Source organism: Ancylobacter sp. Lp-2 (assembly GCF_020523795.1).
Classification (GTDB): Bacteria; Pseudomonadota; Alphaproteobacteria; order Rhizobiales; family Xanthobacteraceae; genus Ancylobacter.
In genome coordinates this window covers 828,307-841,673 of record NZ_JAJALI010000001.1, presented here as the reverse complement: position 1 = coordinate 841,673, position 13,367 = coordinate 828,307, and the positions used below count along the sequence as shown (strand labels likewise).

The following is a 13,367-nucleotide window of genomic DNA, read 5'->3' as shown; positions in this document are numbered from 1 at the left end:
GGGGGGACCTTGTTCATGACCCATCCCGCTTTCCTGAATGCACGACCCGTCCATGCCGCCGACGCCGGCGGCTCCAACGGCGCTGCCGGCACCGAAGCCGGCGACCAGCCTATGATCCTCTTGCCGGTGCGCGGCTTCGTGCTGTTTCCCGGCGTGGTGCTGCCGCTCGCCGTGACCCGTCCGGCCTCGGTCGCCGCCGCCCAGCAGGCGGTGCGCGAGGGCCGGCCGGTCGGCATCGTCATGCAGCGCGATCCCGCGCTGGAGGAGCCCGGCCCGCACGACCTGCACCGCACCGGCGTCATCGCCAACATCCTGCGCTTCGTCACCGCGCCGGACGGCACGCACCATGTCGTCGTGCAGGGCGAGCAGCGCTTCCGCATCGACCGCTTCGTGCGCGAGAAGCCGTTCATCACCGCGCATGTGCAGCGGATCGAGGACGCGGCCGATCACAGCGCGCAGATGGAGGCGCGTTTCGTCCACCTGCAGGGTCAGGCCATCGAAGCGCTGGAGCTGCTGCCGCAGACCCCGACCGAGCTGGTCGCGGCCGTGCGCGGCGCCAGCGAGCCCGGCCCTCTGGCCGACATGATCGCCGCCTATCTCGACATCGGCCCCGACGAGAAGCAGGAGCTCTTGGAGACCAGCGACGTCGCCACCCGCGTCGACCGGGTGGTGCGGCTGCTCGCCCAGCGCATCGAGGTGCTGCGCCTGTCGCAGGAGATCGGCCGCCAGACCAAGGCGTCGCTGGACGAGCGCCAGCGCGAGGTGCTGCTGCGCGAGCAGATGGCGGCGATCCAGAAGCAGCTGGGCGAGGACAACGGCAACCAGCAGGAGATCGCCGATCTCGAAAAGGCGATCACCGAGGCCGGCATGCCGGAGGATGTCGACCAGATGGCCCGCAAGGAGCTGGGCCGGCTGCGCCGCATGTCCGACGCCGGCCCCGAATACGGTATGGTGCGCACCTATCTCGACTGGCTGATCGCGCTGCCATGGAAGCTGCCGGAGGAGAAGACGATCGACATCGCCGAGGCGCGCAAGATCCTCGACGAGGACCATTTCGGCCTCGACAAGATCAAGCGCCGCATCGTCGAATATCTCGCCGTGCGCAAGCTGGCGCCGAACGGCAAGGCGCCGATCCTGTGCTTCGCCGGCCCGCCCGGCGTCGGCAAGACCTCGCTCGGCCAGTCGATCGCCCGCGCCATGGGCCGCAAGTTCATCCGCGTCTCGCTCGGCGGCGTGCATGACGAGGCGGAGATCCGCGGCCACCGGCGCACCTATGTCGGCGCGCTGCCCGGCAACATCATCCAGGGCATCCGCAAGGCGGGCACCCGCGACTGCGTGATGATGCTGGACGAGATCGACAAGATGGGCTCGGGCATCCAGGGCGACCCCTCGGCCGCCATGCTGGAAGTGCTCGACCCCGAGCAGAACGGCACGTTCCGCGACAATTATCTCGGGCTGCCGTTCGACCTGTCGCGCGTGGTGTTCATCGCCACCGCCAACATGCTCGACACTATCCCCGGGCCGCTGCGCGACCGCATGGAGATCATCACCCTGTCCGGCTACACCGACCAGGAGAAGCTGCAGATCGCCCGGCGCTATCTCGTCCGCCGCCAGCTGGAAGCGAACGGGGTGAGCCCTGATCAGGTCGAGATCGACGACGACGCGCTCGCCGGCATGATCCGCGCCTATACGCGGGAGGCCGGGGTGCGCAATCTCGAGCGCGAGGTCGGTCGCGCCGTCCGCCGCGTCGCCGTCGGCATCGCCGAGGGCCACGTGACCAAGGCGCATATCGGTGCGACTGATCTCACCGAGCTGCTGGGGCCGGCGATCTTCGAGGATGAGGTGGCGCTGCGCGTCTCGGTGCCCGGCGTGGCCACCGGCCTCGCCTGGACGCCAGTGGGCGGCGACATCCTGTTCATCGAGGCGACCAGGATCCCCGGCCGTGGCGGGCTGATCCTCACCGGCCAGCTCGGCGACGTGATGAAGGAGAGCGCCCAGGCGGCGATGAGCCTCGTCAAGAGCCGCGCTGCCGAGTTCGGCATCGATCCGGCGGTGCTCGCCTCCAACGACGTGCATGTCCACGTGCCGGCGGGGGCGACCCCGAAGGACGGACCGAGCGCCGGCGTCGCCATGTTCACCGCTTTGGTCTCGCTGCTGTCCGGCCGGACGGTGCGCAAGGACACCGCGATGACCGGCGAGATTTCGTTGCGCGGCCTCGTCCTGCCGGTGGGCGGCATCAAGGAGAAGGTGGTGGCCGCCGCGCGTGCCGGGCTCACCCGCGTGATGCTGCCGGCCCGCAACCGCCGCGACTATGAGGATATTCCTCAGGACGTGCGCGACCGGCTGGAGTTCGTCTGGCTGGAGCGGGTCGACGACGCCATCGCCAACGCGCTGGAGCCGGCCGAGGCACCGGCTCCGGTGGCATCCGCCCCCGCCGCCGAGGTGGCGGCCTGAGAGCAGGCCGCCACCCTCTCCGCCGAAGCCGGATGTTTCCGGCTTCGGCTTTGTCGGAGCCGGACTTGGCAATGGCGGAGTGTCGACCGCAAAGGGCACGGCGCGGCCGGCGGGAGCGACGTTCATAGCGGACGCCGGCACCCCTCCGGTGGCCTGTCGCGCGCTTTCAAGCCGCACGCCGCATTTGCCGATGGCCGCGGCGCCGCTTGCCGCTAATCTGGCAGCGGGACGGCGGCGAATCTCTCCGTCCCGGAGTGCGCAATCAGGAGCGTCGGCGGTGATCTCGGTCTGCGACATCTTCAAGATCGGCATCGGCCCGTCGAGCTCGCACACGGTCGGGCCGATGGTGGCCGCCGCCCGCTTCCTCGACGACATCGCCGCGCGCGAGATCGCCGCGCCCGGCGGACGGGTGGCCGCCCTCGCGGCGAGCCTGCATGGTTCGCTCGCCCATACCGGCATCGGCCACGGCTCGGACCGCGCCATCATCCTCGGCCTCGACGGCCATGCGCCGGCCTCCGTCGCCCCGGACGACATCGGCGCCATCGTCGCGCGGGTGGCACAGACCAGGCATGTCGTGCCGGGCGGGCGCGCCTATCGCTTCGATCCCGCCACCGATCTGGTGCTCGACAAGAAGACCCCGCTGCCCGGCCACGCCAACGGCATGCGCTTCCATGGCTTTGCCGAAGACGGGCGCAGGCTGCTGACCCGCACCTATTACTCCATCGGCGGCGGCTTCGTGCTGTCCGACTCGGAGCTCGCCGAGACCAAGGCCGGCGCGCCCGCCACCGACGGCCCGGCCGTGCCCTACCCGTTCCGCAGTGCCGCGCAGCTGCTCGCCATGGCCAAGGCGGACGGGCTGTCCATCGCCGCGATGCAGCGCCGCAACGAGGAAGTCACGCTGGCCCGCCACACGCTCGACGAACGGCTCGACGCCATCTGGTCGGCGATGAGTGACTGTATCGACCGCGGACTGTCGCAGGGCGGCATCATGCCCGGCGGCCTCAAGGTCCGCCGCCGCGCCGCCGGATTGCGCGAGCGGATGGAGGAGGAGGCGCGGCGCAACCATGCCAATCCGCTGATGGCCAATGACTGGCTCTCGGTCTACGCCATGGCGGTCAACGAGGAGAATGCCGGCGGCGGGCGGGTCGTCACCGCGCCGACCAACGGCGCCGCCGGGGTGATCCCCGCCGTGCTGCGCTACTGGCTGCATTTCCATGTCGAGAGCACGCGCGGGCACGTCCGCGACTTCCTGCTCACTGCCGCCGCCATCGGCTCGATCATCAAGACCAACGCCTCGATTTCCGGCGCCGAGGTCGGCTGTCAGGGCGAGGTCGGCTCCGCCGCCGCCATGGCTGCCGCCGGGCTGTGCGCGGTGATGGGCGGCACGCCGGAGCAGGTGGAGAACGCCGCCGAGATCGCCCTCGAGCACCATCTCGGCATGACCTGCGATCCCATCGGTGGGCTGGTGCAAATCCCCTGCATCGAGCGCAACGCGCTCGGCGCGGTGAAGGCGGTCACCGCCGCCTCGCTGGCGCTGAAGGGCGACGGCTCGCATTTCGTGCCGCTCGACGCCGCCATTGCCACCATGCGGCAGACCGGCCTCGACATGAACGAGAAATACAAGGAAACCAGCCTGGGCGGCCTCGCCGTCAACGTCGTGGAGTGCTGACCGGCCGCGGCCGGCCACCGGGCTGTCGATAGCGCCACGCCGGCGAGAGACCCCGGCGGCGTCTGCATGCGCGTGGCGATCACCCGCGCTCCGTCGAGAAACACCAGGCGCCTTGTCCAATTTGTCGCGCAGGACAGGCGATCATCACCGGCCGGGCGGCCCCCTCGCATGCTCGCCTCCCGGAAGCGGAGGTCGCCACCGTGGCGGCGCACGGTACGGGTCGCCACGAGGTGATTGCCGCCCTCGATGCCGATCCTCATCCACATCGCCTGGGAGCAGGGCGTCTGCGCTGGCCGGCCGTGCATCGGTCCGACGCGGCGTGGATCTATTGGCCGGCGCGACGGCGTCGAGGCGCGGATCACGCCATTGCCGAAGAAAGGCTACCACCCGGCAGGTCGCGGAGCCGATCGGTCGCCCCCGGCGTGCCCGTCGTCAACAGCATCTGGGGGGCGGCCGGGCGTCCCGGCTCGCTCGTCCGATTCGCCACCATCGACGCGGCGGCATCCAGCGGGTGCAAACGCCCCCTGCTGGATTGGATGCGACCGACACCGATCGGCTCTCGACCTCGGCCGCCCAAGCTATTTCGCAGCCGAATAAATTTGAATCGCCCGACACATAGCGAAAGGTTCTGACTTACAGCACATGAAATTGTAAAAATTCCAAGTTTTTCAGCATTCATTGACACTAACGGAAAACAAATATTACTCGTCATTTCACGAAATCATGAACCGTTGCGCTTTTGAATCTTATTAGACGTAAGTTTTATCTTACGTTTCGTAAATTGAAGGACATTTCTGAATGCGGGCACGTCTCCTGCGTCGGGCGTCGGGGCTTGCCCTGACGCTGACCCTGCTGCCGCTAGCCTCTCCGGTTCTCGCCCAATCGAGCGGCGACACCTCGGTGACGCTGGACACCATCGAGGTCACCGGCGACCAGCAGAAGACGGAAGGCTACGTGGCGCGCCGCACCACCGCCGCCACCAAGACCGATGCCCCGATTGAGACGACGCCGATCTCCATCTCCGTCGTCACCGACAAGCAGATCGAGGTGCAGGGCTCGCAGACCGTGCAGGAGGCGCTGCGCTACGAGGCCGGGGTGATTTCCGACGCCCGTCCCGGCAACCGCTATGACAGCATCATCATGCGTGGCTTCGGCGGCTTCGGCGGCAACGCCAACTACGTGCAGTTCTGGGACAGCCTGCGGCTGTTCAAGGGGCTCAATTACGCCGTTCCGAGCATCGATCCCTACCTGCTGCAAAGCATCGATATCGTGCGCGGGCCGATGTCGACCGTCTACGGCCAGACCAATCCGGGCGGCAGCATCGACCTCGTCAGCAAATGGCCGGACGCCAATGCGAGGAACGAGATCATCGCCGGCATCGGTAGCTATGGCGAGGCCGAACTCGGCGTCGACCTCAACGGCAAGCTGCTGCCGGACGGCTCGGCGCTCTATCGCCTCATCGCGCTGGGTCGGCTGACCGACAGCGAAGTGAACGGCTCGGAGGGCGAGCGCATCCTCGTGGCCCCCATGGTGTCGTTCAAGCCGACGGAGAACACCCGCGTCGAGTTGCAGGCGACCTATGAGCGCGACCCGGAGAGCTACTACTCGACCTGGCTGCCGGCGCTCGGCACCTTGCAGGCCAACCCGAACGGGCAGATCCCGCGCAATTTCTCGCCCAATGAGAGCCCCTATTCCGGCTTCGACCGCACCCAGACCAGCCTCGGCTACCGCATCGAGCACGACGTCGACAACGTTTGGACCCTGCGGCAGAACTTCCGCTACATGTGGCTCGACACCGACTTCAAGGCGCTCTCCGCGGTGGCGACGTCCAGCGTCTGGGCGTCGGCGGCCAATTGCGGCGGGCAGGCCTATCTGTGCATGGGCCTCTCGCCGTCGCGCTACATCGAATCGCTGGAGGGCCTGACCCTCGACAACCAGGCGCAGGCGAAATTCGCCACCGGCCCGCTGGACCACACGATGCTGTTCGGCGTCGACCTGCAGCGCTACGACGCCGACGCCACCTACGGCACCGGCAGCACGGTCTATGTGAACTACCTGTCGCCGGTGTGGAGCAACATCGCCTCGCCCAAGCTGACCACTAACCAGTCGGCCGACCGCACCCAGCTCGGCGGCTATGCGCAGGACCAGATCAGCTATGGCAACTGGCACGCGCTGCTCGGCATCCGCGAGGACTACCTGACCGGCGACACCACCACGACGACGCTGTCGAGCGGCAGCAAGGTCAGCTATTCCAGCGACGACACTGCCTTCACCTATCGCGGCGGCCTGCTCTACCAGTTCGACAACGGCATCGCGCCCTATGTGAGCTACGCGACCTCCTTCGACCCGGTGATGGGCACGGGATATGGCGGCGTGCCGTTCGAGCCGACCACGGGGCGGCAGTTCGAGGCCGGCGTGAAGTACCAGCCGACCACCTTCAACGGGCTGTTCACCGCTTCCTATTACGAGTTGACCCAGCAGAACGTGCTGACCACCGACACCCAGCACACCAGCACCAACACCGCGCTCACCCTGTGCAGCAGCGCCACCTGCCAGACCCAGACCGGCGAGGTGGAATCGCGCGGCTTCGAGTTCTCCGGCAAGGCGGAGGTGCTGCCCGGCCTCAACCTGACGCTGGCCTATGCCTATACCGACGCCGAGGTGACGCAGAGCAACGTCACCGGCGTGCAGGGCAAGACGCCGGTGGGCGTGCCGCGCAACGCCGCCTCGGCCTGGGTCGACTACACCTGGAGCACCGGCACGCTGGCCGGACTGACGCTGGGTGGCGGCGCGCGCTATATCGGCGAGACCTATGGCGACCAGACCAACACCGCCGCCATGGTGGTGCCCGACCGGGTGCTGTTCGACGCCGCGCTGCATTACGATTTCGGCGGCACGCCGGGCGCCGACGACGGCTGGCGCTTCTCGCTGACCGCGCAGAACCTTGCCGACAAATATTACGTGTCGGCCTGCGCCTCGGCCTATCAGTGCTTCGTCGGCGCCGGCCGCAGCGTGCTGGCGACGCTGGCCTATCACTGGTAGGCGGCAAACGCCGGCCCTCGCGAGACGGCCGGGTTACCGGGAGGGCGAAGATCACCCGGCCGCCGTGAGGCGACCGGGCGCGAACACGTCAGGCGCCGTAGCGCGCGGCCTCGTCCTCATGCGTCACCGCCGGCGGCGCGGCGAAGAAGCCACCGACCAGCGAACGCCACGTCTGGAACTCCTCGGAACCGCGGAAATCCACCATGTGATTCTCCAGCGTCTCCCAGTTGACGCGCAGCCGGTACACGGCCGGGGTCTCCACCACCTTCTGCAGCGTCAGGCCGTGGCAGCCCTTGGAACGGAGGAACAGCGGCGCTGCCTTCGCCACGCCGGCCTCGAACGCGGCTTCATCGCCGGGCTTAATGGTGAGCTCGGCCACTTCGACGATCATGTTCCACTCCACTCTTGGCGCCCGGCAGCGCCGGGCAGGACAAACCGACCCTCATTTCCCCGTCCTTCGGCCGGCGGTCAACGGCCCCGGCGGAGAAAACGCACGCGGACAGACGCAAACCTCGATGCCCCGGCGTTTCGGAACCTCAGCGGCCCGGGTCGGCGAGCGACGCGATCCACCGCATGAAGTCGCCGGCACCCTCGTTGGCGCCGTGGCCGGCATCCCAATACATGCGCGCATCGACCTCGGCGCCACGCGCGGCCAGCGCGGCGGCGAGGTTGCCGACCACGCTCAGCGAGGTGTCGCTGTCCTTGGCGCCGACGCGGATCCACCAGTGCCGGGCACGCCCGGGATGCGCCTCCAGGATGAACGGCATCGGGTTCATCCGGCGCAGCGTCGCCGGCAGGTCGGCGTCGAGTTGGGCCGCCGCATCGCCGGTGGCATGGCGCAGGCTGAACGGGGTGAAATGCCGGGCCTTGGTGGTGCCGAGGCCGAACAGGTTGTTCTCCCCGCTGGACAGATCGAAGGCATCGAAAGCCGGCAGCCCTTTCTTGCGCGGACCGACATGGGCGAGGAAAGCGTCCCAACCGAAACGCGCCTCGCCGTCCTGCCAGCCGATGCCGGGATGCGCCGCCAGATAAGCGGCCCGTTCCGCCTCCGGCAGCGCGGCGAGGTAGTGCCCGGCGGCAGGAAGCAGATAGGCCTCGAGCAGGTAGGCGCCATAGGTCTCCGCCGTCAGCGGCCCGAAGCCGTCGCGTCCTTCCAGGCCGAGGCCGGCCTGGTAATCGGCGAAGGCGGTGCGCAGCGCCTGCGAAGCCTCGCGGTCGACCCGCGCGCCCGAGGCCAGCGGATTGCCGCCCCAGTTCCATTCATAGGCCATGTCGGCGTGGTCGAGATCGGCGATCGGGCACCAGGCGCCGGCGGCGAAGATGGCATCGCTGGCCTCGGCCGCCCCCAGCGCGGCGAGATCGGCCGCATAGAGCCCGCTGTCGCCGGAGGCGCCGAGCAGCGCCGACAACGCGCCGCCGGCGCTGGTGCCGGAGGAGACGATGCGCTCGGTGTCGCCGGGCAGGCGACCGCGATTGGCGCGCACATAACGCACCGCCGCCTTGAGATCGACGATGGCGGCCGGCGCGACGCCGTAGAAGACCCCCTCGGCATCGGTCAGCGTCCGGCCGCGCGCGCCGGGCTCCACCACCACGTAACCCGCCGCCAGCGCCTGCTCGGCATTGCTCACCCGGCGGCCGCGGCTGAGCATGGCGTTGCTGCCGCTCGGCGCCTCCACGAGTCCGGGCGGCGCGCCAGCCATGCCGGGTGGCGGGCCGCCCATCATGCCACCGCCACCGATGCCTTGGGCAGTGGCAACCGATGACGGCATGTAGCCGCCTATCGAATTGCTGAACAGGATCAGCGCAGCGCCCGTCTCCACGGCCTTGCCGTCGATCTCGATGGGCTGGCTGACATTGAGGCTCTGATAGGCGACATCCACCGGGCGCCGAACATAGGGAATCGCACGCCAGAATCGGTAGACGACATGCCGGTCGCCGGTTTCCGTGGCGATGGTCGCGGTTTTCACGGTGAAAGCCGCGGGGTCGAACGACAGATCGCCGCTCGCCGTCCCGCTCGCCGGCGAAACGGCGACGGCCGAGCCGGCCGGACCCGCCAGAGCGAGGGCCGCGCCGGTACCGAGGCCAAGCTTCACCACGTCTCTTCGGTTGCGCATGTCCAAGCCCGCTTTGTCGATCGCAATTATCGGCGCGGCCGCCAGTCGCCCGCAAGCTCGTCGTCCCCAGCCTCCAGGCACTCGCAGGTCTCGAACAGCAGGGCTCGCGCCCAGCGATGGCCGGGGTCGCGGTGGCTGCGGTCGTGCCACGCCGCCACCTTGGTGAAGCCGGGAATGTCGACCGGCGGCTCGCGCATGACGATACCGTCCACGCCGCCGACCAGACGCCGCGGCACCACGGCGATGAGATCGGTGGTCCGCAGCACCGAGGCGAGCACCAGGAAGCTGGTGACGGTGAACACCACCCGCCGCTGGCGCCCGAGCTTCGCCAGTGCGTCGTCGGTCACGCCCCAGAACCGTTCTCCGGTCAGCGAAACCAGCGCGTGGTCGAGCTGGCAGAGGCGGTCGACGGTGATGGGATCGGCGGCAGCGGGATGATCGGCGCGCAGGGCGCAGACATAGGTTTCGTCGAACAGGCGCCGGGCGTGCAGATCCGGCAGCACGGTGTCCGGCGTCATCAGCGCGAGATCGAGATCGCCGCGCTCGAACTGCGCCTGCACGCGCTCGTCCTCGACCGGGCGCACCGCCACGCGCACTCCCGGTGCCCGCCGGCGCAACTTGGCGAGAAACGGCACCACCACCGCCTGTAACGCATAATCCGTCGCCGCCAGCGACAGGGTGAACGCGGCGGTCGACGGCTCGAAGGTCGACGGCTGCAGCAGGGTTTCAACATCGCCGAGCACCTGCTTGACCGGCCCGGCCAGTTCGGTCGCCCGCAGGGTCGGCACGATGCCCCGCTGGGTGCGTACGAACAGCGGATCGTCGAAGCTCTCGCGCAGGCGAGTCAGCATGCCGCTCACCGCCGGCTGCGTCAGGCCGAGCCGCTCGGCGGCCCGCGTCACGCTCCGCTCGTCGAGCAGCGCATCGAGCGCCTTCAGCAGGTTGAGATCCAGCGTTCTGATATCGCGCATTCTTATGCGTGTGATCCGGCATATCTATTTGTCTTATGTTTCATTACCGCTCATCAGTCGGACTGTCCAACAGCGCCCGGCCCCGCCTCGCCGGCATTCGGAACGGCATCGGCACATGAACGACATCCTCTGGCCGGAAGCGTACACTCCCGGTTTCACCGACAATTTCGCCTCGAACGAAGTGATCGTGGCCGGGCTGACGGCCCGCGACGTCTGGCCGTTGCTGAGCCATGCCGCGCAATGGCCGAGCTACTACGCCAACTCGGCGAATATCCGCTTTCACGATGGCGGAGGACCGGAGCTCGCCGCCGGCACGCGCTTCTATTTCGAGACCTTCGGCTTCCCGGTCGAGGCCGAAGTGGTGGAATATGTGCCGCCGGTGGCGGGACAGCCGGGCCGCGTCGCCTGGCATGGCTGGGCGGGCGAGGGAGACACCCGCCTCGACGTGCATCATGCCTGGCTGATCGAGGAACTGTCCGGGGGCCGCCTGCGCGTGCTCACGCAGGAGAGCCAGAAGGGCAAGCCGGCGCAGGACCTGGCGCGCACCCGGCCCAACCCGATGATCAACGGCCATCAGGACTGGCTCGACGGGCTGATCGCCGCCGCCCGCCATGGCGCCTGAGCCCGCCTGTGGCAGCCGGCAGCGGCAGATGAACGAAGAAGAGATGCGCGGCACGCGATGACGGCACCGGATGACGACTGCGGGCACTGCAGTTATCGCGCCTGGACCTGGCGCGGCGGCGGCGCTCCGGGCGAGCTCACGCTCGACAGGGTCGAGATGCCGGAACTCGGCGCCGGCGAGGCGCTGGTGCGCAATGCGGCGATCGGGCTCAACCCGGTCGACTGGAAGCTGCTCGCCGCGCCGCCGCCGAGCTGGCACGCCGGCCATGTGCCGGGGGTCGACGGCGCCGGCACGGTGATCGCCGTCGGCGACGACCTGCCGTCCGGCTGGCTGGGCCAGCGCGTCGCCTATCATCAGAACCTGCACAAGCCCGGCAGCTTCGCCGACTACACGGCGCTCCCCGCGCGGGCGCTGCTGCGCCTGCCGGAGACGCTGGACTTCGCCACCGCCGCCGGCATCCCTTGCCCGGCGCTGACCGCCTGGCTGGCGCTGGAGAAACTGCCGGCGCGACCGGGCGCGCGGGTGCTGGTCAGCGGTGCCGGCGGCGCGGTGGGCAACTATCTCGTGCAATTGGCGGTGGCACGCGGCTTCACCGTCACCGCCCTGTGCCACCCGCGCCATTGGGAACGCCTGCGCCGGCTGGGCGCCGGCGATTGCCGGCCCGGCCCGCTGGCGGACGACGGGGCGTGGCCGACGGCGGAGGCCGGCCGCTTCTTCGCAGTTATCGACAGCATATCCGCCGACCATGCGACGCGGCTGGCTCCCGCCCTCGAGGCCAATGGCCATCTGGTCTGCATCCAGGGCCGGCCGGAGAGCTGGCCCTGCCCGCCCTTCGGGCCGGCATTGTCGATGCACGAGGTGGCGCTCGGCGCCTTGCACCTGTTCGGCGACGACGACGCCTGGCGGCGGCTGACCGCCGCCGGTGTGTCGATACTGGGCGACGTGGCGGCGGGCCGGCTTCAGCCCGAAACTCTGGTGGCTGGGGATTTCGATGCCCTGCCCCAGATGCTGGAGGCGCTCAGGCAGCGCCGCTTCAGCGGCAAACCCATCCTTCGTCTCACATGAACGATCAGGTGAAAGAACCAGGAATGTCGGCTTTATTTACTCCGCTGCGTCTGAAGGACGTCACCCTGCGCAACCGCATCGCGGTACCCCCCATGTGCCAGTACAGCGCCGAGGACGGTTTCGTGACCGACTGGCACGAGGCACATTATGCGGGCATGGCGCGCGGCGGTGCCGGGCTGGTGATCGTCGAGGCCACCGGCGTGTCGCCGGAAGGCCGGATCACCCCGGGCTGCACCGGCCTGTGGCGCGACGAGCAGATCGAAGGGATGGCGCGCATCGCCCGCGCCATCAAGGCCGCCGGGGCGGTGCCGGGCATCCAGATCGCCCATGCCGGCCGCAAGGCCAGCGCCAACCGCCCCTGGGAAGGCGACGACCACATTCCCGACAGCGATCCGTTGGGATGGCCGACCCTCGCGCCCTCGGCCCTCGCCTTCGGCGGCGGGCTGTCCAAGGTACCGCGGGCGATGACGCTCGACGACATCGCGCGGGTGCAGGCCGACTTCGTCGCCGCCGCGCGCCGGGCCCTGGCCGCCGGCTTCGAGTGGCTGGAGCTGCATTTCGCCCATGGCTACCTGGCGCAGAGCTTCTTCTCGCGCGGCGCCAACCAGCGCACAGACCAGTATGGCGGCGATGCCGCCGGGCGCGGCCGGTTCCTGCTGGAGACGCTGGCCGCGGTGCGGGCGGTGTGGCCGGAGAATCGGCCGCTGACCGCGCGCTTCGGCGTCATCGAATATGACGGCCGCGACGAGGAGACGCTGGCGGAGGCGATCGGCCTGACCCGGCAGATGCGCGACGGCGGGCTCGACCTGCTGAATGTCAGTATCGGCTTCTCGACCATCGAGGGCAGGACGCCATGGGGGCCGGGCTTCCTGGTGCCGGTCGCCGGCCGCGTGCGCCGCGAGGCCGAGCTGCCGGTCGCCTCGTCCTGGTGCATCGACGGCGCCGAGGACGCCGAGCGCGCCGTCGCCGATGGGCAGATGGACGTGGTGATGATCGGCCGCGCCCATCTGGCCAATCCGCACTACCCCTATCAGCTCGCCCTGACGCTCGGTGAGGACCGCCCGGCCTGGGCGACCCTGCCGGCGCCCTATGCCTATTGGCTGTCGCGCTACCGGGGCCCCGGCAAAGGAGCGGCGCAGTAAGGGCGGTCGCGAGAGCGATGCGCGGAACGGCCGGCCGGCTTCCAATGCTGGCGGCCGTGCTGGCGCTGGCCGGCCTGTCGCCGCTCGGTGCGTCGGTGACGGCGCGGCGCCGCAAACTCGCAAAATGTCACATGAAGTCGGTGGGCCGCCGATCTGGCGGCTTGGCCCCGCACGCATGCCGGCGCCGGCAAACGCCTCCTCGAAGCGGCATAACCGCCATTCTCTTCGAAGGGCGCGCCGCATGGATGCGCTTGTCGTCGGCCGCATCGTTGCAGCCAGACCGCTCGG

9 protein-coding genes are annotated in these 13,367 nt (G+C 69.3%); 6 read left to right on the top strand and 3 right to left on the bottom strand.

All coding sequences use genetic code 11. The annotated features are described in order from the left end of the window. Positions 1–15 precede the first annotated feature (15 nt). The 3 genes from lon (at position 16) to LGR54_RS03965 (ending at position 7,165) form a co-directional block, all read left to right on the top strand. Complete coding sequence (gene lon, locus LGR54_RS03975) at positions 16–2,454, top strand: endopeptidase La (RefSeq protein ID WP_230360637.1); 2,439 nt, start codon at positions 16–18, stop codon at positions 2,452–2,454. Between the two features lie 190 nt (positions 2,455–2,644). Next, on the top strand, positions 2,645–4,123 hold the full coding sequence (locus LGR54_RS03970) for an L-serine ammonia-lyase (RefSeq protein ID WP_255607182.1): 1,479 nt from the start codon (positions 2,645–2,647) through the stop codon (positions 4,121–4,123). 798 nt (positions 4,124–4,921) lie between these two features. Next, positions 4,922–7,165, top strand: a complete 2,244-nt coding sequence (locus LGR54_RS03965; RefSeq protein ID WP_230360635.1) for a TonB-dependent siderophore receptor — start codon at positions 4,922–4,924, stop codon at positions 7,163–7,165. Positions 7,166–7,253: 88 nt separating this feature from the next. Here LGR54_RS03965 and LGR54_RS03960 read toward each other — a convergent pair whose 3' ends face one another. From LGR54_RS03960 to LGR54_RS03950, 3 genes are all read right to left on the bottom strand, one after another. After that, on the bottom strand, positions 7,254–7,556 hold the full coding sequence (locus LGR54_RS03960; protein ID WP_230360634.1) for an antibiotic biosynthesis monooxygenase: 303 nt from the start codon (positions 7,554–7,556) through the stop codon (positions 7,254–7,256). 145 nt (positions 7,557–7,701) lie between these two features. Continuing rightward, positions 7,702–9,279, bottom strand: coding sequence for a subtype B tannase (locus LGR54_RS03955; protein ID WP_230360633.1), 1,578 nt, complete (start codon positions 9,277–9,279; stop codon positions 7,702–7,704). A 26-nt stretch (positions 9,280–9,305) separates the two neighbouring features. Beyond that, positions 9,306–10,250, bottom strand: a complete 945-nt coding sequence (locus tag LGR54_RS03950) for a LysR family transcriptional regulator (protein ID WP_230360632.1) — start codon at positions 10,248–10,250, stop codon at positions 9,306–9,308. A gap of 115 nt (positions 10,251–10,365) precedes the next feature. Between LGR54_RS03950 and LGR54_RS03945 the strand changes: the two genes are divergently transcribed. Genes LGR54_RS03945 through LGR54_RS03935 form a run of 3 tightly spaced genes read left to right on the top strand, consistent with a single transcriptional unit; the run spans position 10,366 to position 13,079 of the window. Beyond that, complete coding sequence (locus LGR54_RS03945) at positions 10,366–10,872, top strand: SRPBCC domain-containing protein (RefSeq protein ID WP_230360631.1); 507 nt, start codon at positions 10,366–10,368, stop codon at positions 10,870–10,872. A gap of 57 nt (positions 10,873–10,929) precedes the next feature. Then, complete coding sequence (locus LGR54_RS03940; protein WP_230360630.1) at positions 10,930–11,937, top strand: zinc-binding dehydrogenase; 1,008 nt, start codon at positions 10,930–10,932, stop codon at positions 11,935–11,937. Between the two features lie 23 nt (positions 11,938–11,960). Next, complete coding sequence (locus LGR54_RS03935) at positions 11,961–13,079, top strand: NADH:flavin oxidoreductase/NADH oxidase (RefSeq protein ID WP_230360629.1); 1,119 nt, start codon at positions 11,961–11,963, stop codon at positions 13,077–13,079. Positions 13,080–13,367: the final 288 nt, after the last annotated feature.